This window comes from Microbacterium sp. 2RAF4, assembly GCF_052115285.1.
GTDB lineage: Bacteria > Actinomycetota > Actinomycetes > Actinomycetales > Microbacteriaceae > Microbacterium > Microbacterium oxydans.
The window spans coordinates 1,852,198-1,873,828 of record NZ_JBFRGI010000002.1; the positions used below are offsets into that span (position 1 = coordinate 1,852,198).

Below are 21,631 nucleotides of genomic sequence, written 5' to 3' on the forward strand. Positions count from 1 at the left end.
GGGTCAGTACTGCCCGAGCGCGAGGCCCTTGGCGAAGAACCGCTGGGTGCACAGGAACAGCACCACGGTGGGGAGCGAGACGAGCACGGCCGCGGCCAGCACGACCGACATCTGCGCGCCGCCGTAGGTGCTCTGCATGCCCGACAGCGTGGTGATGATGGGGCGGATGTCGTCGGACTGGCTGAGTGTGAGTCCGAGCAGCAGGTCGTTCCACACGAACGTGGCCTGCAGGATGAAGATCGCGACCAGCGCGCTCGACGCCATCGGCAGGTACAGACGCACGAAGATGCGCCAGGTCGTGGCACCGTCGAGCACCGCGGCCTCGAACACGTTGTGTGCGACGCCTGTGAAGAAGTTGCGCATCACGAACGCCGAGAACGGGATCGAGATCACCGTGTAGATCATGATCATGCCGACGCGGGTGTCGAACAGCCCGGTGCGCGAGTAGGCGTCGAACAGGGGCAGCAGCACCATCTGCAGCGGGAAGACCGTGCCGCCGAAGATCACGACGAACCACAGGAATCCGCGCTTGAGGCGCAGGGCCACGATCGCGAAGCCGGCCGCGGCGCCCACGAGCACGGCGATGGTCGGCGACACGATCGAGTAGATGAGCGTGCTGACGATGCTGTCGCCGATGCCGGAGAGCTCGAGCGCCTGACCGAAGTTCTCGAACAGGTGGAAGTCGGTGGGGAGCCACGACTCCTTCGAGGTGAAGGTGGTCGGGTCCTTCATCGCGTTCACGACGAGCAGGTAGGCGGGCAGCAGCCACACGATCCCGAGGACGACGAGCACGGCGGTGCGGATGATCTTCGACATCACATCTCCTTCTTCGGGGAGAGCTGCTGGCGCAGGTACAGCACCGAGGCGACCAGGGTGATCACCGTGAGGAACACGGCGATCGCCGAGCCGAGTCCGTAGTCGCTGTTCACGAACGTCTCCTTGTACATCGTCAGCGCGAGGGTCTCCGAGACGGTGCCCGGTCCGCCCTTGGTCATGCCCCACACGATGTCGAACGTCTTCAGGCTCGCGACGATCGAGAGTCCGACGACCACGGCGGTCAGCGGACGCAGCATGGGCCACAGGATGCTGGTGAACAGGCGGATCCCACCGGCGCCGTCGATGCGCGCGGCCTCGAGCGGCTCTTTGGGGATGGCCTGCAGGCCGATCGTGAACAGCAGGGCGTTCACGCCGACGCCCTGCCACGACGACGCGATGATCATGACGACCGTGTTCAGTGGAGCATCCAGCAGCCACCGAGGCGGGTCGGTGACCCCGAACGCCGCGAGCGCCTGGTCGAGCGCGCCGCCGGAGGAGAGGATGAACGACCACACCACGCCGACGCCGATGCCGGACAGAGCGTAGGGGATGAGGAACGGAAGGCGCAGCCAGATCCCGCCACCGAGGTTCCAAGTGAGCAGCGCGATCGCCAGGCCGATGCCTACCGGGATGATCAGGGTGCCGATCACCCAGAGCACGGTGTTCATCGCCGAGCCCACGAAGTCGCCGTCGGTGAACATCTCGACGTAGTTGTCGAGCCCGATCCACTTCGGGCTGCCGAGGCCGTTGTACTTCGTGAAGCTGAGGAACACCGTCCACAGCAGCGGGAGATAGAGCAGGACCGCGACCAGGATCACGCCCGGGGCGATGAAGCCCCGGGCGGACCACTGGTAGGGCGTCTTCTGATGCGCCATCCGCCCGCTTACTCCTGCTCTGCCCAGTACTTGTCAGCCGTGGCCTGGATCTTCTCCAGGAACGGCATCGGGTCGCCGGGGTTGGCGTTGAATGCGCCGAACTGCTCGATCGCGGTGGTCACGATCTCGGTGGGCATGGCCTCGAAGAACCGGTCGTAGAGCATGTAGTCGTCGCCGGCGATCTGCTCGCCGATCTCGGCCAGCGCGGGGTCGGAGACCTTCGCCTTCGGGTTGAAGGCGACGTCACCGTGCGCGTCGTTCCACGCGGTCTGCGCGTCGGGCGACATCCACCATTCGGCGTAGGCCAGGCCGAGGTCGCGCTGCTTCGAGTTCTCGGCGGTGCAGATCGGGCCCGACTCCACGGCCACCGGTGTGGCATCGAGGTCGTTGCTGACCGCGGGGATCGCGAACATGCCGTAGTCGTCGGTGGTCATGCCGGCGCCTTCGAGGTTGCCGGCGAAGAACGTGCCGAAGTTGATCATGGCGTAGTCGCCCTGCTTGAGGCCGACCGCGGGGTCGGTCGTGCTGCCCGCGTCGCTGAACCAGCCCGCCTTCTGCTCGTCGAGCCAGACGTTCATGATGTCGACGATCTCGGGGTCGGTGTACTTCACGTCGCCCGTGGTGAGTCCGGCGTACAGGTCGGGGTCGGTGGAGGCGACCAGGTGCTGGAACCACTGGAAGGTGAACAGCACGCTGGTCTGGTAGTACGGGGTGACTCCCGCGTCCTTGAGCGTCTCGGCGGCGGTGTTCAGCTCGTCCCAGGTCGTCGGCACCTCGATGCCGTTGTCGGCGAAGGCGGCCTTGTTGTAGAACATGATCCAGTAGGCGATGTTCATCGGCACGCAGTACTGCTTGCCGTCGAAGGTGTAGCTGTCGCGCAGGTCTTCGCTCACCCAGCCCTCGTCGACCGCTTTGGACCAGATGTCGGTGGTCTCGGCGACCAGACCCTCGTCTACGAGCTGCTTGAGCGACTCGCCGGTGTGCCAGGTGAACAGGCCCGGCGACTTGTCGGTGCGGAACGACTGCTTGATGAAGGCGTCGTACTGGTTGGCGTCGGAGTAGCCCGTGGTCTTCAGGGTGATGTCGACGGCATCGCCGCTGACCTCGTTGAGCGATTCGAAGTCGGGCTTCCACGCCGCTTTGTCGGTGTAGAAGTCGAGCGTGCCGGTGACCTCGCCCTCCCCGCCGGATCCGGAGTCGCCGGAGCATCCGGCCAGTGCCAGGGTGCCGAGGAGGAGACCGGCCGCGGCGGCGGCGATCGTGCGTCGCGAAATCATTCTGAACTCCCTTGTTCGTGTTTCTCGGGTGTGCGGTGTGTGTCGGGTGTGCGGTTTCTCGGGTGCGGGTGCGGGTGCGGGTGCGGGTGATCGTCGGATGTGGTGTCTTCAGCTGTCGCTCGAGCGCGAGCCGCGCACGTAGGCCTTGACGGTCGCGAAGCGCGGGCTGCGCGAGTTCTCGGTGCGCCGGATGCGGTAGGACCCGACGGCGGCCGGGACGATGAACGTCTCGGCGTAATGGATCACGAAGGGCGCGAAGGCGTCGGTCGGGCTGACCACCTCGACCTCATCGCCCTCCACGAGGTTGAGCACGTTCACGGTGCCCTCGGTGTCGTGGTCGGCGGTCTGGGTGAACCAGTGGCGACGCACCTCGATGAACTCGAGCTCGTGCAGACCGGTGCTCTCCTCGATCACGTCGCCGTCGGTGCGGATGGTCTCGACCTGGTCGATGAGGTTGTCGCCGACCCAGGTGGTGTCGCGGTCCCACTGGATGTTGTTGGCTCCGTGGTCGAGGTGCACGGGTCGGGGGATCCCGTCGAGGCCGACCCGGCCCCAGTCCCAGAGCTTGAAGGTGAAGATGAACGGCGTCGCCGAGATCTCCAGCACCATCGAGTTCGCGCCGGAGCAGTGCACGGTTCCGGCGGGGATCGCGAAGTGGTCGTGCTTGCGGGCCGGGAACGAGTTGACGTACTTCTCGGCGGGGAACGGGTGCTCTCCGTCCTGGGCCGTCGACAGTTCCTGGAGCATCTCGGCGGGATCGATGCCCTCCTTGGTGCCGAGGTACACCACCGCGTCGTCGCCGACATCGAGCATGTAGTAGCTCTCGTCCTGCGTGTAGTGCATGCCGAACGTGTTCTGGATGTAGTCGGTGAGCGGGTGCACCTGCAGGCTGAGGTTGCCGCCGTCCATGGTGTCGAGGAAGTCGAAGCGGATCGGGAATTCGGCGCCGAATCGCGAGAACGTCTTCGCACCCAGCAGGTCGACCGGGCGGCTGAAGACGAGGTCCAGGGCGGGGATCTCGATCACGCCGCCCTCTCCCTCCAACAGCAGCGAGTTCTCCTCGGGGACGCAGTCGAAGCACCAGGCGTAGTTGTCCTTCGAGGGGTCGAGACCGATGAGGTTCTTCATCCACTGTCCGCCCCACACGCCGGGGTCGAAGAAGGGGACGACGCGGAACGGGCGACGCGCGGCATCCTTCAGGGCCAGGCGGAAGGCGGCTCCCGTGATCATCCCCGCCTCCGGCGAATCCGGATGCTGCTCGGCCGGCGAGATCGCATTGCCGTCGAGCACGAAGTCGACCGTGTCGAAAAGGGCGCGCTTGTGACGGTCGGCGGTGCGCCATTCCACGAAGAAGCCGCGCTTGTACTTGCGGAGGTTGTCTTCCGAGGCGTTGTCGGCGCGCCAGTTGGTCGCACCCTTGCGCTGGCGCAGCTGGATCTCCCAGCGGGCCATGTCGACGAGCACCGTCACGGCGTCGCCCGCCAGGCGCGGGGAGAGCAGGGCCGCGCCCCAGCCGAGCACCACGGTGGGGTTCTCGACGATGGTGTCGGCGAGGGCGTCGAGCTTCGCGGCGTCGTAGAAGTCGGTGAGGGCGAAGTGGCTCATGACACCGAAGACGCGGTCGTCGGTGAGGTTCGGGGCGATCAGCTGCTCGACCTCGGCGACCGGCCGCGCGGCGGTCTCGACATCGACGACCGCCCACTCCGGCAGCGCCTGGCGCACCTGGGTGGTGAGGGCCTCGACGTCGACGCCCGGGTACGTGTCGATCAGCAGCACGGGAGCGGTGCCGGTCACCCGGGCGCAGGCTTCGGCGAGCTCGGCCGCTGCTGTCCAGCCGTCCGCGCCGCGGAGGATGCGCTCGCCGTCGGGCAGCGCCACGGTGGGCTGGGTGTCGTAGCGACCTCGGGTGGTGTGCCCTTCATGCATGTCGCTGATCGGGGTGGTCACTGTTCCTCCTGCGGGATGGCGGTGTGGGTGGTGGCGGTGTGGGCGGTGGCGGTGGTGTGGGCGGTCGTCCCGTTGATCAGGGCGCTGAGTCCACGGACGACGGAGAGTTCGGGCTCGGGCGGGACGACGAAGCGCGGCGGGGTCAGCGATGCCCACAGGTGCTCGCGCACGAAGTCCTCGATCGGTGCGCGCACGGCGTCGCCCGCGCGCAGGATGCCGCCCGAGAGGATCACGACGGCGGGGTCGTAGGAGTGCACGAGCGAGGTGACGACGGCTCCCCAGACGTGCAGGAAGCGGTCGCGCAGGTCGGAGTCGGCGTCCGGGGTGAACACCTGCGCCATGGAGACGTGCTCGGGGAGTGCCCTGGTGCTCGCCAGCGCTTCGCCGCAGCCGATGTTCCCGCACGGGCAGGTGGGACCGTCGATGTCGACGGTGAGGTGTCCGCCCAGGATCCCGGCGTGGCCGGTGCGTCCGCGCAGGGGCGATCCGTCGATCATCGCCGCGGTCCCGATGCCGGTGCCGAGGGTGACCAGCACAGCGTCGCGTTCACCGGCCGCGCTGCCCGAGGAGGTCTCGCCGATCAGCGCCGCGCGCGCATCGTTCTCGACGACGGACGGCAGGTCGAACTCGGTGCGCGCCCAGGCGTGCAGGTCGACGTCTTCGAGGAAGTCGTACTTGGCGTTGGCGTGCAGCATCCGGTCACTGCGGAGGTCGACCACGCCAGGGACCGCGATGCCCACGGCGTCCGCGGCACGGCCGGTCTGGTCGAGCAGCGCTCGGGCATGGGCGGCGGCCTTCTCGAGGTCGGCGGCGGTGCCGCCCACAGGGATGCTGCGCGAGCCGATGACATGGCTGCCGTCGATGAGGGCGATCTTGATCTCGGTGCCTCCGAAATCGATGCACAGCTCCATCCGGCCTCCTCGTCGATGATTGGTAACGTTATCAACGCGGGGGTGAGGTGTCAACACGTTGCGTACGCCCCGCCCAGGCCGCTTCACTTGCATGATCGGCGGACGGATGCATGAGCCGCGGCGCGGAATGTTCATGCATTCGGGGGTGGGTCATGCATGTGAGCCGGGAAGCAGGAGTGCGGTGGGGAACCGCGCCCGTGCCCGTGCGCGTCAGCGCACGCCGCGCAGTGACACGGGCAGTTCGAGCTCGCGGTGCTCCCTGTCGCGCTCGCCGCCGTCAAGCCGGTCCAGCAGCAGACGGGTGGCGGTGCGGCCGAGTTCGCGGGGGTCGTGGTCGATCACGCTGATCGGCACGGGGGAGAGCTCGGCGAGCTCGAAGTCGTCGAAGCTCACGATCTCGGGGAAGTCCGACACGGCCCGTGACCCGGCGTTGAGCTGGGCGTTGATCTCCTTGAGCGCACCGATCGCGTTGCGGTTGTTGGCACAGAAGATCGCGGTGGGCGGATGCGACGCGGCGAGGAGTGTGCGCGTCGCCTCGCGCGCTTGATCGACGGTCTGCTGGTTCGTGGCGACGAGGTGCGGGTCGACGGCGAGGCCCCGCTCCTGCATCGCGCGGACGAAGCCCGCGTATCGGCGCTCGCCGGTGAAGATCGACAGGGCGTTGCCGAGGTAGCCGATCCGGGTGTGTCCGCGATCGATGAGCGTCGTCGTCCCGCTGTGGGCGCCTTCGTCGTCGGCGAGCACGACGCTGTCGACGGCGAGTCCTTCGATGCGTCGAGAGGCGAGTACGACGGGCACGCCCTGGTTCTGCGAATGCGCGAGGTGCGCGGAGGTCGTGCCGGCGGGGACGACGATCAGCCCGTCGACGCGGCGACCGAGGAAGTCGCCGACGAGGTCGGCTTCGCGGGCAGGGTCCTCCGAGGTGTTGCCGAGCAGGATGCGGCGACCGGTGAGGGCGGCCTCCTCCTCGACGCCGAGCGCGAAGGTGGAGTAATAGGGGTTCGCGATGTTCGTGATCGCGACGCCGATGAGGCCGCTCGAGTGTCCTGGACGGATGCTGCGTGCGTTCTCATTGCGGTGGTAGCCGAGTTCGGCCACGGCCTCCATCACGCGCTGCTGCACGTCGGGTTTGACGTTGAGTCCGCCGGAGAGCGTGCGGGAGACGGTCATGGGGCTGACGCCGGCTCTGGTCGCGACTTCCTTGACGGTCGGGCGGCGCGCTGGTTCGCTCATCACTGCCCTCCGAATGTGGTGCCGTCGATCAAGGGAACGTTACCAGCGAGGTCGAGATCCCGGGGTGCCACCGCGGCGGTCCGAGCCGACGTGCGTGAACAACTCCGGAAGAATCCTGCCGACAAGGTCGATTCGGGGTCGTTCGAACCGGAACCGGCACGATCTTGAGGAGTTGTGCACACTCCCGGAGGGGACATTCCTGCCGATCGCGGGACTGGCGCCTCGGGCAGCGGGCCTCAGCCCGCCGTCACGGTGGGAAACCCGAGATGCGAGGGAGCAGCGCCGTCCGTAGATTGGTCGGGCCCGTTGCGAATGGAGTCTCCCGTGTCCGACATCTGCGCCCCGCGCCCGTCCTGTACCGACGCCGTCGGCTGAGTCGACGGAACCCCCATGACCTCCGCCTCCCCGTCGCATCCGTTCGATGCCCGCACCCGTCTGTTCCTCGACCGGCCGCAGAGCCGCAAGTGGAGTCTGCACCCAGGACGCATCGGCGCCTGGGTGGCGGAGATGGACTTCGGGGTCGCGCCCGAGATCGCGGAGGCGTTGCATCGCGCGATCGACGACGAGAACCTGGGATACCTCTCCCCTCCGCAGGCCGCTGAACTCGGTGAGGCGACGTCCGAATGGATGCGAGAGGAGTACGGCTGGGCGGTCGATCCCGAGCGCGTGCATCCGGTCTCGGATGTGATGGCGGCCCTTGGTGTCGCGGTGCAGGAATATGCGCCAGCGGGTTCGCCCGTGATCGTGCCCACCCCCGCGTACATGCCGTTCCTGACATACCTGCCAGCGATCGGGCATCCGGTGATCGAGGTCCCCGGCGTCGAGGTCGAGGGGCGCTGGCAGCACGACCTGCACCGCATCGACGAGGCATTCGCCGCCGGGGCGCGGACGCTCGTGCTCTGCAATCCGCACAACCCGACCGGCACGATCGTCGGGCGGGATGAGCTGGAGGCGATCGCAGAGATCGTCGAGCGGCACGGCGGGCGGGTGTTCGCGGATGAGATCCACGCCCCGCTGCGATACGACGGTGCGCCGTTCGTGCCGTACGCGTCGGTGTCGGAGGCGACGGCCGCGCACACGGTGACGGGCACGAGTGCTTCGAAGGCCTGGAACATCCCTGGACTGAAGACGGCGCAGTTGATCACCTCGAACGAGGCCGACCAGCAGCTGTACAAGCGGTTCGGGTTCGCGGTGCAGCACGGTGCGGCCACGCTGGGCGTGGTGGCCTCGACGGCGGCGTATCGGTCGGGTAAGCCGTGGCTGACGGAGGTGATCGAGTACCTCGACGGTTCGCGGCGGCAGCTGGCGACACTGGTGGAGGAGCACCTGCCTGGAGCCGTGTATCGCGTGCCCGAGGCGACATACATCGGGTGGATCGACACCTCGGCGCTCGGGATACCGGGTCCGCCGGCCGAGTTCTTCCGCGAGCAGGCCGGGGTCGTGCTGACCGAGGGGCGGCTGCTCGGGCGTGGTGCCGAGGGGCATGTGCGGGTGGTCTTCGCGACACCCCGTCCGATCCTGGAAGAGGCGTTCGCGGAGATGGGCGAGGCCGTGCGTCGGGCGGGTCTTCTGGTCTGAACCGATCTCGCTCGGGCGATGGGGTGGAAGCTGTCAAGCCCCTCTGTGGTGTCGGTGGTCTGACGTAGAAAGGATGCGAGAGAAGGGATCCCGCCATGGCTGCAGGCGACATCGAGACGTTCCACCGCAACGGCATCTGGTTCAACCGCATCGAGGGCGAATCGCAGACGTTGGGGAGCAGCTTCATGAGCGAGGCCGAGGCGGTAAAGGTCGGTCGCAGCGCGGCTGTCGCGCGTCAGGTCGAGCACACGGTGCGCGACGAAGAGGGCCCGTCGACCGACTCCTCTCCCTATGACCTGCACCCGCGCGAGCTGATCGGCCGATGACCGCGGCGGACTCCGACCCGCCCGCTCGGCCTCCGCGTCGGATGATGTTGCAGGCGTGCGTGAACGGCGCTCGTGATGCGGTCGAGCACCCGTGGTTGAGTGTGGATGCTTCGGTCGTGGCCGACGATGCCGCGCGTGCTGTGGTGGCGGGGGCGCACGAGGTCCATGTGCACCCGAAGGACGAGGCCGGTCGCGACAGTCTCGCTGCCGACGACGTCGCTCGCTGGGTGGCGGCGGTGCGCTCCGCGAGCCCCGGTGTGCCGGTCGGCGTGACGACGGGAGCGTGGGCCGAACCCGACGTCGAGCGCCGCCTCGCCGCCATCGAAGCGTGGACGGAACTGCCCGACCACGCCTCGGTCAACTGGCACGAGGCCGGTGCTGACGAGGTGGCAGCACTGCTCCTGAAGCGTGGCGTCGCGGTCGAGGCCGGGCTCTGGGACGCGGCCGGCTTCGAGGTGTGGAAGCGGTCGCCTGTGCGTGGCCAGTGCCTGCGGGTGCTGATCGAGCTCCCCGACGAGCCGGCCGAGGTGCTGCGGGATCATGCCGAGGGGATGATCGCCCACGTTCAGCTCGAGGAGCCCGACCTGCCGATCCTGCTGCACGGCGAGGAGGGTTCGACCTGGCCGGTGTTCGACCTCGCCGTCGAGTTCGAACTGGCCTCGCGCATCGGCCTGGAAGACACGCTGCTGCTCCCCGACGGAGCGACCGCTCCGGGGAATGCGGCGCTGGTGCGGGCGGCCGTGGCGCGGATGCGGGGAGTCTGACCGGGCGGGTGCGTGGGGTGCGGCATCCTGGGGCGATGTTCTCCGACTCGCTCGTACCCTTCCTTCTCATGAACCTCGCGTTCATCCTCATCGGAATCCTGATCACCTGGTTGGTGATCTACTCAGCCGTGCGCGCGGCACTGACCTCGCACCGTCAGGCGATGGCGCGGGACGGTCGGCCCGGTCAGGTGTGACCGGGGTGATCCGCGAGGGCGACCCGATCAAGACGAGGTCGTCGAGGTCGGATGGTTCACGCACGCCGAGATCGCCACGTTGCCGCATCCGGTGTGGGTCGACCGGATGTTGGCAGGTGTCGACTAGGGCGTGCCACTAGAAGCGGTCTGTCGGAAGCAGGTCCGCGAGACCTTCCCGTCCTGCGGTGGTGAGACGCACAGCGCGGGTGCTGGACGGAACGTGTTCGATCCATGCCTTCTCCTTGAACGTCGCGAGGAGCATTTCTGCGGCGAGCCCGCCCAGGTGTTCTCGTCGTTCCGTCCAGTCAAGGCAGGGACGAGTGAGAGTGCGCTTCGGATGCTCCGGCAGGTCGATACCGAGAGAGGCCAGCCAGGCCCGCCCCGGCGGGGTGAGCGAGAAGTCTGACTCGATGAAGCCCTTCGCACGCATGCCGTCGGTGAGTGCGATGCCGAGTCTGCCCGCGAGGTGGCGATAACAGGTACGAGCCTCCCTGATGGCGCGGTCACGGTGTTGGGCGTCGAGTGACTGCTTGGCAGGCCGGACGCGACCCGAGAATGCTGCGAGTGACTCGACCAGTTCAGCGGCGGGGGTGCCGGCGAGCCGGAGGTAGCGGTGCCGTCCCTGCCGCACTTCCTCGACCAGCCCGGCGTCCAGCAGCCTGTCGGCGTGCTCGCTCGCTGAGGACCGGGCGATGGCGGCGGTCTTGGACAGTTCGGTGAGCGTCCATGCCTTTCCGTCGAGCATGAGGAGAAGCATCGACGCGCGGGCGTCGTTGGCGAAGACGGCGGCCGTCGCCGCCAGTTCCGGCCTACTCGTTCCTTTCATTGCAAGAACTTTATCGCCGGCACTGTTCGGTCCAGCCCGAACCGTTCCCGCCACAGACTGGACCTCATGGACCCGACTCTGGCGATCGAACCCTCCGTGTTCTATTTCGGGACCCCCGTGGCCCTGCTCACGACGTTGATGCCGGGAGGCGAAACGGCGAACATCACTCCCATCTCCTCAGCCTGGGCTCTGGACGACACCTACGTCTTGGGGTTGAGTAATTCGGGCCGGGCGATGCGCAATCTCCGCGAGAGCGGTGAGCTGGTCATCAATCTGCCCGACGCCACGCTGTGGGAATCGATAGAGAGAATCGCCGACACCACGGGGGTTGCTGAAGTCCCGCCCCACAAGCGGGAGAAGTACAGGTATGAGCCGGACAAGTGGACGCTCGGCAGGTTCACTCCACGGCCGAGCGGGGAGGTTCTGCCCCCGCGGATCGCCGAGTGCCCCGTTCAGATGGAGGCTCGGGTCACGAACATGACGCCGTTGGGTGAGGACGGAGACGCCACCATCGTCCACGCGAAGGTCCTACGCACGCATGTGCATCAGGCGCTCGCGGTGCCGGGAACCTCACACGTCGACTTGGACGCCTGGAAGCCGGTGTACTACACGTTCCGGCATTACTTCTCGCAAGGCGAGAGGGTCGGGGTCAGCTTTCGCGCGGAACAGTGAATCGTTCGGTCCTGAATGAAGACAGGTCGTGCGGATTGCCCTAGGCCGATTCAACGGCTTCCGCCCCAGCCCGGCCAGTCGGGCCGGTCGACGATGCAGAAGCGATTGCCCTCGGGATCTTCCATGATCACGTAATCGGCGTCGGCCGGACGTCCGTCCCAGTGCACTTCGCGCGCACCCAGCTGCGTGAGCCTCTGGATTTCGGCGCTCTGATCCTCGGCGTAGATGTCGAGGTGGATGCGCGGAGGCAGCACCCGCTCGGAGTGGTGGGCATCGAGGGCGATGCAGGGAGCGTCGGCATCGTGCGGCTTCAACACGACCCAGTCGTCGTCCGCCGGGTCGCGTTCGACGTAGTCGAGGGCTGCCTTCCAGAACGTGGACTGCGCGGGGAGGTCCGTCACACGGATCACGATCGACACGAGCTTCAGCATGACGTCGAGTGTAGGTCGCGGGCGTCGGCGCGGATACGGCCACGTCGCAGGGAACACGCGAAACGCCCCCGCCGTTCGGGTCGGCGGGGGCGTTTCGCGGGTGCGGCTTACTGCACCGACCATCCGCCATCGGAGGCGAGGATGGCGCCGTTGATGTTCACGGCGTCGTCCGACAGCAGGAACGTGATCGAGGCGGCAAGGTGCTCGGCGGTCGCGACGGTCGGGATCGCCTGCTGGAACGGAGCCAGGCGGCCGGAGCCGTACTCCGACATGTTCGGGGGCATCGGGATGCCGGTGGCGACTCCGCCCGGGGCGACGGAGTTCACGCGGATGCCCTTCGGCCCATACATGAACGCCGCGGACTTGGTGACGCCGATGATGCCGTGCTTGCTGGCCGTGTAGGCGTTGCCCGAGGCGTTGCCGCGCAGGCCCGCTTCGCTCGAGACGTTGAGGATCGCGCCGCGACCGGCCGCTTCCATCACGGGGATGACCGCGCGCATGAGCTTGAACGGAGCGGTCAGGTTGATCGCGATGACGCGGTCCCAGACGGCATCCGGGGTCTCGCCCGCGGGAGAGAAGTCGTCGTTGATGCCGGCGACGTTCGCGAGGCCGTCGATGCGGTCGCCCGCGGCGGCGAGCACGGCGTCGATAGCGTCCTGCTTGGTGAGGTCGCCCGCGACCGTGACGATGTCGGCATCCGGGAGCTCGGCCTTGAGGGCGTCGAGCTTCTCGGCGGCGATGTCGCTCGCGATCACACGTCCGCCTTCCCGGGCGATGCGCGAGGCGGTGGCCTTGCCGATGCCGGATGCGGCGCCCGTGACGATGACGGTCTTGCCGGCGAAGCGGCCGGAGGTGACCTTCTCGGTCCAGCCCTCGGAGTCGTCGGCCTCGGGGATCTCACCGTTGTTCGCGGCGCGCACGAGGTCGTCGACGACGGACTGCGGGAGCTGGCCCTGACTCATGGCGACGAGCTGCTGCAGGGGGAGTCCGAGCACGGGGGTGAGGAGCTCGGGGTCGGCGCCCGTCTTCTCGAAGAGTCCGCGGATGAGGGGCCCGCCGGTGGGGTCGTTCATCCAGTCGCCGATGGTGGAGTGTGCGGTGAGGGCCATGCTCGTTCTCCTTGCTCGGGTGCCGTTGTAGTTTCGCAACGGTGCGTCTACTTATGATCCAGTGTACGCCTGAGTACGGTGGATGGGTGCCTCGTCCTCGCAGTGAGAAAGCCCGCCAGTCCGTGCTGGACGCAATGCGGCGCGCGCTCGCCGCGGACGGGTACGAGGCCGTGACGATCGAAGGTCTCGCGGCTGAGGCGGAGGTGTCGAAGCAGACGATCTACCGATGGTGGCCGTCGAAGGCCGCGATCCTCGGGGAGGCGCTGCTCGAGGGAACGGTTCCCGGGTCGGATGTCGTCGTGCCGATGACGGACGACCTCGGCGCGGACCTGCGCGCATGGTTCACGGCGGTGTCCGCGGGGCTGGCCCGGCCCGAGGGTGTGTCGCTGGCGAGGGCGCTGATCGAGGTGACGGCGGCTGATCCCGAGCTGGGCCTCGTGTTGAACGAGCGGCTCGCGGCGCCGATCCGGGAGTGGGTGTCGGAGCGGGTGTCGCGCGGACGGGCTGCGGGGGATGTGCGGGCGGATGTGGATGCGGGGGCGATCGCGGATCAGTTCATCGCGATGGCGTCGTACTCCGCGCTGATCGGGCACCCGTTGAGCGCGGGGCGGGTAGATGAGACCGTGGTGCGGTTGCTGCGGGGGATCGTTGCGTGACTAGTCCGTGGCAGGGGTGAACCGGAGCACTTTCGTCTCACGCCTGCGGAACCCGACGGACTCGTACAACCGCAGCGCGGATTCTCGGGATGGGCGGGATGTGAGGTCGAGCGTCCGGAGTCCGCGCTGTTGCGCGAGCTGCGTCATGTGCTCCAGGAGGAGCCGCGCGATGCCGCGCCCGCGAACCGCCTGGTCGACCACGACGTCTTCGACATGGCCGCGCAGTCCGGTCAGGGAAGGTGCGGTCACGAGAGTCGCGGTGCCGACGATGCGCCCAGAGTCACGTGCAACCAAAAGCTCCGTCGCCTCGTGCGCGATGACCGCCTCGGTTCGAGCGCGATCGAATGCTGCGGACGAGGAGAGCTGTACCAGGAGCGATGCGATTGCTTCGGCGTCCGCGTCCGTGAGAGCGTGCAGCGATTCGATCGTCGGGGTCGACTGGTTCATCTCGGTACCGTAGCCCGATTCGGGGCGGATCGCCGCGCCACGAACGGTGTGCGGGCAGGGGATGGCCCCGCCACCCTGACGGGTAGCGGGGCCGAATCAGCTGAGCTGTAGTCCCCTAGTCACTCCTTTCGGAAGACAATGCTCCCGAAGCCGACGAGCATGAGACATGCGCCAAACAGACCAGTCAGAGCAGCAGGTGCGAGGTTTCCAGTCGTGTGCTCCGCGTCTGAGATGTAACCCTCAGCAATCGCCATGACGATGGCGAGGATGATGACGCCGGCACCGACGAATCCTATGCCGGCCATTGCTCGTCTCGTTCGTTGCTTCACAATCGCTCCTACGGGTTGCATCCTGCGGCCAAGACGTCGCTGTACCTTACGTCAGGCCGCCAAGCGTCGAGGTTCCAGGGCGACTTGAAAGGGGCGATGTCGACGTGGCACCGAAGCTGGTTATAGAACTTGTTGCCCTCGTAATGCGCACTCACCCAGAGCTTGTATTCCGCCCACCAGTTGGAGAACGGCGTGATCGCCCAGCCGGAGCGGGGGGTGACTCCAACGGTTGTGCCGTAGCTGCTCCAGCTGAGCTTCACGTCGGTGATGAGATTTCCTCGCACAGCAGGATCCGCAACGACCGGATACGCGAAGTCTGACCTGTGCTCCACGACCTGTACTAGCGTGTTCCCCTGCTGCTCGTATCGGGTGGGCACGTCGCGACCGTTGGCGTCCTTTGCCCAGGCCGGATCGATCATCGCTGTCGGCTGTCCAGCCTCGTCAAGAACGGCGAAAAATCCGTCTCCTGCGTCGACGAGCTGGCCGCCGTCGGCAACGGCGATCGGATACTCGTAGACAGCCGGGGCTGATGCGGTTTCGATAATGGTCGTGATCTGGACGACCCCGTCTTCGCGAACCACGGGGACGGTGGTGGATCCGTTGGCGTTGTCGAAGTGGACGAGGCCGTCTGCATCAGCAATGCCACGCGCGGCCTCCGAAGCGTTGGGGAGCCCGACGGTCACGACGTCGCCGCCCTGATCCAGTGCGACGCCCGCCGAGGCATCTCCTGGAATCGTGATGACCGTATCCCTCTCGGGGATGTCCGCGAAGTAGTCCGCGGTGTTCGCGCTCTCTTGTACGGCGAGCACCTCCGCGTTCTCCGTTCCCGGAGTGGCCGATTCGATGATCTCGAGTGTGCTGAGATCGTCGATGGGGTCAGCTGCCATTGCGGGAGACGCGGCACCGACGGACGAGGCTGCGACGGCGAGGAGAGCGGCGAGCCCGGCCAGCGCGACAGGTGTCAGCCTGCGGATGTTTGTACAATTTCCCGACTTGCTCCTGACTTCGGCGATTTTCATCATTGCTCCTTCACTGATCATCCCGCCGACATGTAAGACGTTACTTCGCGGGTGTGTGTACTGTCTGTCCTCCTTTCGGCGGACAGGCCGTGACAGACAGGCCGTGATGGAAAGCCGGGGTGTGCAGAGGCTTGAAAGCTGGAGCCTGGGTCACGGCGAATGAAGCAAGGGTGAAAGGCGTCTCCAACCAGGGCGGGTCTGATCAAAGGTTCACGCGCGCCGAATATGGTTGGCGGATGAGCCTCAGCTCCCCACGCGTCGTCGCGGTCCGGAATGGTCAAGTTCAGCCGAGTGGATCTTGGCTCTACGTCTGGCTCGACGTGCAAAGCGGCGCGATCGCGTACGTGGGCGGCACAGGATTCGACCCGGAGTTGCGCGCTTATCTGCATGTCAAGAGTGAGGACCCTGAGCTTGGACGCGTGCGCGCAACGGTTGCTCACTACGACGAGCGAGACTTCGACGTGCTCGCGTTTGAGCTGCCCGATGGTGTCGACCGGCGGGCTGCCAAGCAGGCGCTGATCGCGCATCTCGCCGAGGGCGGAACAGCAAGCGAGCTGCGCGAGGTCACCGACCCCATCATTCGGGCGATAGAAGATCGCCACGGGTAGGTAGGGCAGGCATCTGCCGCCTCGAGGTCACCTCGTTGGGGTTGGGCCCGACTCTCGGGTGCAGGCTAGGTCGATGCCGAGGCGATGTCGTCAGCGTGCTGGGCGTATGACCGTCGCTCGCGTTCCGTCGGAGCGGTGTGTGCGGCATCGCGAAACGCAGACGTCGCTTCATCGTCGCGCTTGAGGCGCTGCAGGAGATCTCCCCTAACCGCGGAGTAGAGGTGGTGTCCTCCCAGCGAGCTCTCGAGCGCCTCCGTCAGCGCGAGGGCTTCGGTCGGTCGTCCCGCGTTCGCGACGGCGACCGCACGGTTCATGCGGACGAACGGCGACGCATCCACCTTCTCCAGCACCCCGTACATGTCGGCGATACGGGCGTGGTCGATCTCCGTCCCCGGGGCGGGGCGGACGTATTCGGCCGCGACGGTGGCGCGGATGAGGTGCCGTCCGCCGTGGATGCCCGCCCGTGCCGCCTCCTCCACGGCGTCATCGAGAAGCCGTAGCCCTTCCTCGATCTCGGAGACATCCCACAGTCCGCGATCCTGTTCGTCGAACGGCACGGACAGGCCGTCGGCCGTAGTGCGTGCCGCGCGGCGGGAGTGCTGAAGAAGCAGGAGGGCGAGAAGCCCCGTGAACTCGATTCGAGCCGGGGAGTCCGCGGGGAGCAGCTGCCGGCACAGCCGAGCAAGCCGGATGGCCTCGGAACCGGGATCAGACTGCAGGGTCGGATCGGAATAACCGATGGTGAACAGGGCGGACAGGACCTCGCAGACGCTCGCGCTTCGACTGTCGAGCTGCGCGGCATCCGGAACGCGGTACGGGATGTTCGCGTGCGCGATCTTGGCCCGCGCCCGCACGAGTCTCTTCTCCATCGTCGCGGGTGCGACCGCGAAGATCCCGGCGAGCTGTTCGATCGACACGTTCAGGACGGTGCGGAGCGTCAGCGCCGCGCGGGCCTCCAAGGTCAGCGCGGGATGGCAGGCGGTGAAGATCAGCTTCAGCCTCTCGTCCCCGTGCGGGAACGCGTCCTCGTGGTCGTCGGCTCCCGGGGTGATGTCGGCGCCTTCATGCGGCTCGTGCTCCAGACGTGCCACCGCCCGGCGCTCGGCGTCAGCGTGCCGGACGAGGTCGATCGCGCGGCGGCGCGCGACGGTCGTGACCCAGGCGGCGGGGTTCGCCGGTACCCCGTCGCCTGGCCACCGCTCGACCGCTCGAGCCAGAGCGTCCTGCACGGCGTCTTCGGCGAGAGTCCAGTCGTGGACTGTGCCGATCACACTCGCGACCACGCGGCCGTACTCGATCGATGCCACGTGCTGAACGGCGGCCATGGCATCCGGAAGCGTGCCCGGCGGCTCTTCCGGGGTGCTCACATCGTCGACCCGAGCGGCCACACGGGGCGCACCTCCACCAGGCCGAACCGGGCCATCGGGTGTGCTGCGGCGATCTCGATCGCGGCGTCGAGGTCGTCAGCGTCGATCACGTCGAACCCGGCGATCCACTCGCGGCTCTCGGTGAACGGTCCGTCGGCCACGATCCGCTCGCCGGCTCGGACGCGCACGGTCGTGGCGTCTTCGACGGGCCGCAGACGGTCGCCCAAGACGTAGGAGCCGCTGTCCTGCAGCGACGCCACCCACTCCCCGGCATTGTCCTCGGCCTCGACGTAGGGCTCAGCGGTCGGGTCGGTGCAGATGAAAAGTACGTAGCGCATGTGTTCTCCTCAAGGTCTTTCTACATCTACTTACCCAGACGACGGACGACCACCGGCGCACAGGACACCGATCCGGAAAATGATGGACCGCACCGAAGTCGCTGAACTCCGACGGCGGGTCTCAGAAGTCCCCTTCGGCCACCTGGAAGCAGACCAGCCCGCGAGACCGCCACATCTCGACCACGCTGCGGCGATCGTCGACGACGCCGATGACGGAGAAGTGCGGTTCGATGTGGGCGTCGTAGATCTCGGCCTTGACGATGTTGTCTGCGCGCTGGTCGCCCGTGCGGCGGAGCAGGAGGCGGTCGAACGGGATCTCGTTGAACGTCAGCCAGGCCTCGGTCGCACGCCGGGCTGTCTCGTCGCGGCCCGAGACCACGATGAGCGCGTCGACGTCGGGGTGCGCGGCGAACGCTTGAGCTGCGACGACGACCGGGTGGTTCGGGGTGTCGAGCGATACGTTGCGCATGTCGTACGGTGAGCGGTCGCCGATGAGGGCGAGGGTGCCGTCGACGTCGAAGATCCAGGCGCGCGGGCGATCGGTGGGCATGGTGTGAGGGTAGTGGGTTGTTCGGTGGGATCGGTCGCTGGGCGAGGGCTACTGTGCAGGCTCGGACTTCGGCGTTTCCGTCCGCCCATCTGCGAACCGTGCCTGCGCCCGGTCGTGCCGTTTGCCCACAGGGACGAGTTCCGTGGCCTTCGGCAGCCCCATCGGCTTCGTCGAGACGTAGACGCTCTCGGCGGTGTCGACGCGGAAGGTCTCGTGCCAGACGCCGACAGCACCCGGAGCCTTGCGGGCCGCGCGGTTGAAGGCGGTCCACGCGGGGCGGTGCTGCTGGTTCGGACTGGACGCGTAGGAGTAGAGCTTTTCGACGGATGACCAGTACTGCACGACGTAGGGTCCGCCCGAGCCGAAGAGCAGGTGGTAGCCGAGCATGCCCGAGTCGGGGTCGGTGCTGAGTTCGCGCAGCATCCCCGGCATGGCGAAGAAGGCCGGCATCCACAGGTCGGGGCGCCACCAGCGGTTGATCTGCATCCCGATGTGGAACACGACGAGCTCGCCCTCGTGGCGGTGGGTCATGCGGCCCGTGATGACTTTCGACATGATGTCTCCTTGATTGGATAGCGTCACTATCCATAATGGATAGCGCTACTATCGAAGTCAAGAGGTGGCCATGAGAATTTCCGAACTGTCAGCCCAGACCGGCGTGACCGTGCCGACGATCAAGTACTACCTGCGCGAGGGGCTGCTGCCCGAGGGCGAGCGGTCGTCTGCGACTCAGGCTGCGTACGGGGAGAAGCACGTGGAGCGTCTGCGGGTGATCCGGGCCCTGCTCGACGCGGGAGTGAGCATCGCCGAGACGCGGCGGGTGCTCGGGGCGCTGGATGACCCGCCGGCGAGTGCGCACGAGCTGCTGGGGGCCGCGCATGCGGCGATCACTCCGCCGGTGGATGATTCGTTGGATCTGACTGACGCGGAGGCGCTTGTTGAGGGGCTCGGGTGGAAGCCGGGGATGTGCGACGAGGTGGTGCTGCATGCGGTCGCGCGAGCGCTGCAGGGGTTGGAGCGCGTCGGGTTCACCGTTCCCGAGGCAGCGATGGCGGAGTACCTCGCGAGTGCGCGGCGGATTGCGGATGCGGAGATCGCGGGGGTGCCGGAGGAGTCTGCGGAAGCTGCCGTGCGGTACGTGGTGCTGGGGTCGGTGCTGGTGGAGCCGTTGTTGTTGGCGCTGCGGCGGGTGGCTCAGCAGGTGAGCTCGGGGGAGCGGTTTGGTGGGGACGGAGCTAGAGCATGAGCGCCAGGCGCTCCCTCAGGGCTGGATCACACACGTAGATGTAGGTTCCACGCATCCCGCGCGTCAACAGCACTCCATAGATGTTCCGGATGAACGTCAGCAGGTCATCGTCCCTGAATGCATCCTTCAGGTGCCCGGTGTTCTCCTTGCCCTTCTTGTCCCGATAGCTCTCGCGATCAGCGACGATCCGACCGGTTGCCGGGTCGAGGCGGAGGTCCGGTCCGATGATGACGCCGGCATAGTTCAGGTCGTACCCCTGCACGGTGTGGATCGAGCCGACCTCTTCGAGCGACCCCTTCGAGTTGATCCAGTCCTTATCGGTGCCGTTCCACCGCATCCGCTCACCGTCAAGCTCGATGTCGTACGCGTCCGGGCTCTTCTTCGACACCCAATCCCACGCGTAACCAGCGACGAGGCGGGAGAGACCCACTTCGGCATCCTTCTGTCGGATGGCGTCCCGCATCTCTCCGAGGTTGTCGAAGAGGCGGAGCTCATACTCGCCGAGGTCAGGGAGCGACGGCGCTTCGTCCCGCAGGACGGCGCGCACGAACTCGACATAGTCTGCACCAGCCTGCACGCGCATCTGGGTCGTCAGCCGAAACAGGCGATGAGCGTCCTTCGCTCCGACGATCTCTGTATTAAGTGCCGCCGGAGAAAGATCATGAGGTCGCACACTCTGCTCCCCATCGACGAGCAGGAGCTGATGCTTGCTCCGAGCCTTGATCCAGTCGAGCTGGGTGTGGCGAGGGTCATCGGTTCCGAACAGAGCCTCGTTGATCTCGCCAAACTTCTTGTTCTGCACGCCCGACGCCTGGTTGGCTCGCTGCCCGAGTCGGTGAGTTTCGTCGACGAGAACGAGGTCGTAAGTTTCGTTCGATTCACCGAGCTGGAACGGCGACATCACCATCGCCGCATCGAGCTTGGGAGTCTTCTTGAACACCTTCTTCACCGACATCCGCAGAGACTGCTGTGGGATCACGAGAGCCATGCGAAGAGTCTTGAGCAGCTCGCGATTCTCGGGGACGAAGAACTCCGAGAACATCGAGTCCGGCTCAACCCCGTCGCGGTCGTCGTAGTCGCGAATGTCGGCGAGCAACTTCATCAGGAAGATCGCGATGATCGTCTTCCCTGTTCCCGGGTTGCCCTGTACAACGAGTGTGGACCGAGCCCCGGGTTCCTGGAGGTCTTCGAGCAGACCCTCCAGGATGTCCATGATCGCGATGCCCTGGTCGTCGGTCAGAGCTTTGAAGGGCGACAGTTTGAACAGGTCGGAATTCTCGATCTGGGGGATACTCCGCGAGAAAAGTCCCTCTGCTCGCAGCGCTTCAAATACATCGCGGAACGACTCGCGGTAGAGGGCGCGGTCATAGTACTGGGCGTCGGTCAGACCGTCGTTGCCGTTGAGGATGCGGTATTGGCCGTCGCCCGAGAACCAGCGAATGAGATGCGATTCAAGGTCGAGACAGACTGACTTGTTGAACGTGTGATCCACGACGACGCGGATCGATTCGAGAGACTCGTTCTTCTTCGACCCGGCGAGGTGCTGGCGCATCCGAGTGGCGGCGCTCACTGTCTCACCGACGTAGAGCCCAGGAGAGTTGCGCTTGGCGTCGCCTTCGATCACATAGACAACCGGCCAGTTGGTGTGCCGGGCGTCGTCGCGCGCCCACGAGTCAACGGCGTCACGGCGGAAAGGCAGGCGCTGGATTCTGAAATCTGTCACTCCGGCGCCTCGGAAAGCTTGGTGTACTTCGTCATGCGGCCCTTGGCCAGCTCGACGGGATACTTTGCCTTCGTCGACTCCAGCTTCTTCATGACGACCTCGTCGAGGTCAACGCCGATCTTGTTCGCGAGATGGATGCAGTAGGTGACAACATCTGCGAGCTCCGCTTCGACCTGTTCTTGGTCGAAGTTAGGGGACCACTGGAAGCACTCGAGGAGCTCGCCGGCCTCGATCGAGATGCTCTTGGCGAGGTTCTCAGGCGAGTGGAACTGGTCCCAGTCCCGCTCGGCCACGAAGGCGCGAAGGGCGGCGAGAGTCTGCGGCGACGGCATGATGCGACGCTAGCAGGGTCGGGGTAGGGCCCCCGAGGACACTCCCTGTTAGCTTGC

General features: G+C 66.6%; 25 protein-coding genes. 8 read left to right on the forward strand and 17 right to left on the reverse strand.

What is annotated here, in order from left to right; genetic code table 11:
• Positions 1-3 precede the first annotated feature (3 nt).
• The 6 genes from AB4070_RS13350 to AB4070_RS13375 all read right to left on the reverse strand — a co-directional run bounded on the left by AB4070_RS13350 (position 4) and on the right by AB4070_RS13375 (position 7,059).
• Positions 4-816, reverse strand: a complete 813-nt coding sequence (locus tag AB4070_RS13350) for a carbohydrate ABC transporter permease (protein WP_441980515.1) — start codon at positions 814-816, stop codon at positions 4-6.
• Positions 816-1,691: a carbohydrate ABC transporter permease gene (locus tag AB4070_RS13355; RefSeq protein WP_441980516.1), complete on the reverse strand. Its 876-nt coding sequence runs from the start codon at positions 1,689-1,691 to the stop codon at positions 816-818. Before AB4070_RS13355 ends, AB4070_RS13350 begins: the two co-directional genes overlap by 1 nt.
• Before the next feature lie 8 nt (positions 1,692-1,699).
• The gene (locus AB4070_RS13360) at positions 1,700-2,968 is read right to left on the reverse strand and encodes an ABC transporter substrate-binding protein (RefSeq protein ID WP_441980517.1); all 1,269 of its coding nucleotides are present in this window, start codon (positions 2,966-2,968) and stop codon (positions 1,700-1,702) included.
• A gap of 108 nt (positions 2,969-3,076) precedes the next feature.
• Positions 3,077-4,915, reverse strand: coding sequence for a class I mannose-6-phosphate isomerase (locus AB4070_RS13365; protein ID WP_441980518.1), 1,839 nt, complete (start codon positions 4,913-4,915; stop codon positions 3,077-3,079).
• Positions 4,912-5,826 carry an ROK family protein gene (locus AB4070_RS13370; RefSeq protein ID WP_441980519.1) on the reverse strand — a complete coding sequence of 305 codons (915 nt, stop codon included), beginning with the start codon at positions 5,824-5,826 and terminating at the stop codon, positions 4,912-4,914. The genes AB4070_RS13365 and AB4070_RS13370 overlap by 4 nt, the downstream gene beginning before the upstream one ends.
• Before the next feature lie 210 nt (positions 5,827-6,036).
• On the reverse strand, positions 6,037-7,059 hold the full coding sequence (locus AB4070_RS13375; RefSeq protein ID WP_441980520.1) for a LacI family DNA-binding transcriptional regulator: 1,023 nt from the start codon (positions 7,057-7,059) through the stop codon (positions 6,037-6,039).
• 390 nt (positions 7,060-7,449) lie between these two features.
• On the opposite strand from AB4070_RS13375, the gene AB4070_RS13380 reads away from it, so the two are divergent.
• From AB4070_RS13380 to AB4070_RS13395, 4 genes are all read left to right on the forward strand, one after another.
• A complete protein-coding gene (locus AB4070_RS13380) occupies positions 7,450-8,637 on the forward strand; it encodes a MalY/PatB family protein (RefSeq protein WP_441980521.1) in 1,188 nt (395 codons plus the stop codon).
• Between the two features lie 95 nt (positions 8,638-8,732).
• Positions 8,733-8,963, forward strand: coding sequence for a hypothetical protein (locus tag AB4070_RS13385; RefSeq protein WP_441980522.1), 231 nt, complete (start codon positions 8,733-8,735; stop codon positions 8,961-8,963).
• Positions 8,964-9,007: 44 nt separating this feature from the next.
• Positions 9,008-9,727, forward strand: coding sequence for a 3-keto-5-aminohexanoate cleavage protein (locus AB4070_RS13390; RefSeq protein WP_441980570.1), 720 nt, complete (start codon positions 9,008-9,010; stop codon positions 9,725-9,727).
• Positions 9,728-9,795: 68 nt separating this feature from the next.
• Positions 9,796-9,921, forward strand: coding sequence for a hypothetical protein (locus AB4070_RS13395; protein WP_274543257.1), 126 nt, complete (start codon positions 9,796-9,798; stop codon positions 9,919-9,921).
• Positions 9,922-10,057: 136 nt separating this feature from the next.
• Here AB4070_RS13395 and AB4070_RS13400 read toward each other — a convergent pair whose 3' ends face one another.
• On the reverse strand, positions 10,058-10,747 hold the full coding sequence (locus tag AB4070_RS13400) for an ArsR/SmtB family transcription factor (RefSeq protein ID WP_441980523.1): 690 nt from the start codon (positions 10,745-10,747) through the stop codon (positions 10,058-10,060).
• A gap of 66 nt (positions 10,748-10,813) precedes the next feature.
• On the opposite strand from AB4070_RS13400, the gene AB4070_RS13405 reads away from it, so the two are divergent.
• Entirely contained in the window at positions 10,814-11,419 is a 606-nt protein-coding gene (locus tag AB4070_RS13405) for a flavin reductase family protein (RefSeq protein WP_441980524.1), read from the forward strand.
• Between the two features lie 50 nt (positions 11,420-11,469).
• Here AB4070_RS13405 and AB4070_RS13410 read toward each other — a convergent pair whose 3' ends face one another.
• Together AB4070_RS13410 and AB4070_RS13415 are read right to left on the reverse strand one after the other, a co-directional pair.
• Positions 11,470-11,850 (reverse strand): VOC family protein, encoded by a 381-nt coding sequence (locus tag AB4070_RS13410; RefSeq protein ID WP_441980525.1) that lies wholly within the window; start codon positions 11,848-11,850, stop codon positions 11,470-11,472.
• A 107-nt stretch (positions 11,851-11,957) separates the two neighbouring features.
• Positions 11,958-12,959 carry an SDR family NAD(P)-dependent oxidoreductase gene (locus AB4070_RS13415; RefSeq protein WP_441980526.1) on the reverse strand — a complete coding sequence of 334 codons (1,002 nt, stop codon included), beginning with the start codon at positions 12,957-12,959 and terminating at the stop codon, positions 11,958-11,960.
• Between the two features lie 86 nt (positions 12,960-13,045).
• Here AB4070_RS13415 and AB4070_RS13420 point away from each other — a divergent pair, with 86 nt between their 5' ends.
• Positions 13,046-13,615 (forward strand): TetR/AcrR family transcriptional regulator, encoded by a 570-nt coding sequence (locus AB4070_RS13420; RefSeq protein ID WP_441980527.1) that lies wholly within the window; start codon positions 13,046-13,048, stop codon positions 13,613-13,615.
• Here the strand turns inward: AB4070_RS13420 and AB4070_RS13425 are convergent, their stop codons facing one another.
• The gene (locus AB4070_RS13425) at positions 13,616-14,062 is read right to left on the reverse strand and encodes a GNAT family N-acetyltransferase (protein ID WP_441980528.1); all 447 of its coding nucleotides are present in this window, start codon (positions 14,060-14,062) and stop codon (positions 13,616-13,618) included.
• Positions 14,063-14,399: 337 nt separating this feature from the next.
• Entirely contained in the window at positions 14,400-15,413 is a 1,014-nt protein-coding gene (locus AB4070_RS13430) for a DUF2599 domain-containing protein (protein ID WP_441980529.1), read from the reverse strand.
• Positions 15,414-15,646: 233 nt separating this feature from the next.
• Here AB4070_RS13430 and AB4070_RS13435 point away from each other — a divergent pair, with 233 nt between their 5' ends.
• Positions 15,647-16,018, forward strand: a complete 372-nt coding sequence (locus AB4070_RS13435; RefSeq protein ID WP_441980530.1) for a hypothetical protein — start codon at positions 15,647-15,649, stop codon at positions 16,016-16,018.
• A 65-nt stretch (positions 16,019-16,083) separates the two neighbouring features.
• Here the strand turns inward: AB4070_RS13435 and AB4070_RS13440 are convergent, their stop codons facing one another.
• The 4 genes from AB4070_RS13440 to AB4070_RS13455 all read right to left on the reverse strand — a co-directional run bounded on the left by AB4070_RS13440 (position 16,084) and on the right by AB4070_RS13455 (position 18,828).
• The gene (locus tag AB4070_RS13440; protein ID WP_441980531.1) at positions 16,084-17,406 is read right to left on the reverse strand and encodes an RNA polymerase sigma factor; all 1,323 of its coding nucleotides are present in this window, start codon (positions 17,404-17,406) and stop codon (positions 16,084-16,086) included.
• Entirely contained in the window at positions 17,382-17,723 is a 342-nt protein-coding gene (locus AB4070_RS13445) for a YciI family protein (RefSeq protein WP_017202934.1), read from the reverse strand. The genes AB4070_RS13440 and AB4070_RS13445 overlap by 25 nt, the downstream gene beginning before the upstream one ends.
• Before the next feature lie 121 nt (positions 17,724-17,844).
• Positions 17,845-18,273, reverse strand: a complete 429-nt coding sequence (locus AB4070_RS13450) for a phosphatase domain-containing protein (protein WP_441980532.1) — start codon at positions 18,271-18,273, stop codon at positions 17,845-17,847.
• Between the two features lie 48 nt (positions 18,274-18,321).
• Entirely contained in the window at positions 18,322-18,828 is a 507-nt protein-coding gene (locus AB4070_RS13455; RefSeq protein ID WP_441980533.1) for a DUF4188 domain-containing protein, read from the reverse strand.
• A gap of 70 nt (positions 18,829-18,898) precedes the next feature.
• Between AB4070_RS13455 and AB4070_RS13460 the strand changes: the two genes are divergently transcribed.
• Entirely contained in the window at positions 18,899-19,519 is a 621-nt protein-coding gene (locus tag AB4070_RS13460) for a MerR family transcriptional regulator (protein ID WP_441980534.1), read from the forward strand.
• Here the strand turns inward: AB4070_RS13460 and AB4070_RS13465 are convergent.
• Complete coding sequence (locus AB4070_RS13465) at positions 19,509-21,242, reverse strand: DNA/RNA helicase domain-containing protein (protein ID WP_441980535.1); 1,734 nt, start codon at positions 21,240-21,242, stop codon at positions 19,509-19,511. The two genes, AB4070_RS13460 and AB4070_RS13465, sit on opposite strands and share 11 nt — an antisense overlap.
• Positions 21,239-21,574: a nucleotide pyrophosphohydrolase gene (locus AB4070_RS13470; RefSeq protein WP_378876090.1), complete on the reverse strand. Its 336-nt coding sequence runs from the start codon at positions 21,572-21,574 to the stop codon at positions 21,239-21,241. The genes AB4070_RS13465 and AB4070_RS13470 overlap by 4 nt, the downstream gene beginning before the upstream one ends.
• Positions 21,575-21,631: the final 57 nt, after the last annotated feature.

Bases quoted from the DNA above. Each gene is read 5' to 3' on its own strand.
- AB4070_RS13350 (WP_441980515.1), bottom strand. From the start codon at position 816: ATGTCGAAGATCATCCGCACCGCCGTGCTCGTCGTCCTCGGGATCGTG.
- AB4070_RS13355 (WP_441980516.1), bottom strand. From the start codon at position 1,691: ATGGCGCATCAGAAGACGCCCTACCAGTGGTCCGCCCGGGGCTTCATC.
- AB4070_RS13360 (WP_441980517.1), bottom strand. From the start codon at position 2,968: ATGATTTCGCGACGCACGATCGCCGCCGCCGCGGCCGGTCTCCTCCTC.
- AB4070_RS13370 (WP_441980519.1), bottom strand. From the start codon at position 5,826: ATGGAGCTGTGCATCGATTTCGGAGGCACCGAGATCAAGATCGCCCTC.
- AB4070_RS13375 (WP_441980520.1), bottom strand. From the start codon at position 7,059: ATGAGCGAACCAGCGCGCCGCCCGACCGTCAAGGAAGTCGCGACCAGA.
- AB4070_RS13380 (WP_441980521.1), top strand. From the start codon at position 7,450: ATGACCTCCGCCTCCCCGTCGCATCCGTTCGATGCCCGCACCCGTCTG.
- AB4070_RS13385 (WP_441980522.1), top strand. From the start codon at position 8,733: ATGGCTGCAGGCGACATCGAGACGTTCCACCGCAACGGCATCTGGTTC.
- AB4070_RS13390 (WP_441980570.1), top strand. From the start codon at position 9,008: ATGTTGCAGGCGTGCGTGAACGGCGCTCGTGATGCGGTCGAGCACCCG.
- AB4070_RS13395 (WP_274543257.1), top strand. From the start codon at position 9,796: ATGAACCTCGCGTTCATCCTCATCGGAATCCTGATCACCTGGTTGGTG.
- AB4070_RS13400 (WP_441980523.1), bottom strand. From the start codon at position 10,747: ATGAAAGGAACGAGTAGGCCGGAACTGGCGGCGACGGCCGCCGTCTTC.
- AB4070_RS13405 (WP_441980524.1), top strand. From the start codon at position 10,814: ATGGACCCGACTCTGGCGATCGAACCCTCCGTGTTCTATTTCGGGACC.
- AB4070_RS13410 (WP_441980525.1), bottom strand. From the start codon at position 11,850: ATGCTGAAGCTCGTGTCGATCGTGATCCGTGTGACGGACCTCCCCGCG.
- AB4070_RS13415 (WP_441980526.1), bottom strand. From the start codon at position 12,959: ATGGCCCTCACCGCACACTCCACCATCGGCGACTGGATGAACGACCCC.
- AB4070_RS13425 (WP_441980528.1), bottom strand. From the start codon at position 14,062: ATGAACCAGTCGACCCCGACGATCGAATCGCTGCACGCTCTCACGGAC.
- AB4070_RS13430 (WP_441980529.1), bottom strand. From the start codon at position 15,413: ATGATGAAAATCGCCGAAGTCAGGAGCAAGTCGGGAAATTGTACAAAC.
- AB4070_RS13435 (WP_441980530.1), top strand. From the start codon at position 15,647: ATGAGCCTCAGCTCCCCACGCGTCGTCGCGGTCCGGAATGGTCAAGTT.
- AB4070_RS13445 (WP_017202934.1), bottom strand. From the start codon at position 17,723: ATGCGCTACGTACTTTTCATCTGCACCGACCCGACCGCTGAGCCCTAC.
- AB4070_RS13450 (WP_441980532.1), bottom strand. From the start codon at position 18,273: ATGCCCACCGATCGCCCGCGCGCCTGGATCTTCGACGTCGACGGCACC.
- AB4070_RS13455 (WP_441980533.1), bottom strand. From the start codon at position 18,828: ATGTCGAAAGTCATCACGGGCCGCATGACCCACCGCCACGAGGGCGAG.
- AB4070_RS13460 (WP_441980534.1), top strand. From the start codon at position 18,899: ATGAGAATTTCCGAACTGTCAGCCCAGACCGGCGTGACCGTGCCGACG.
- AB4070_RS13470 (WP_378876090.1), bottom strand. From the start codon at position 21,574: ATGCCGTCGCCGCAGACTCTCGCCGCCCTTCGCGCCTTCGTGGCCGAG.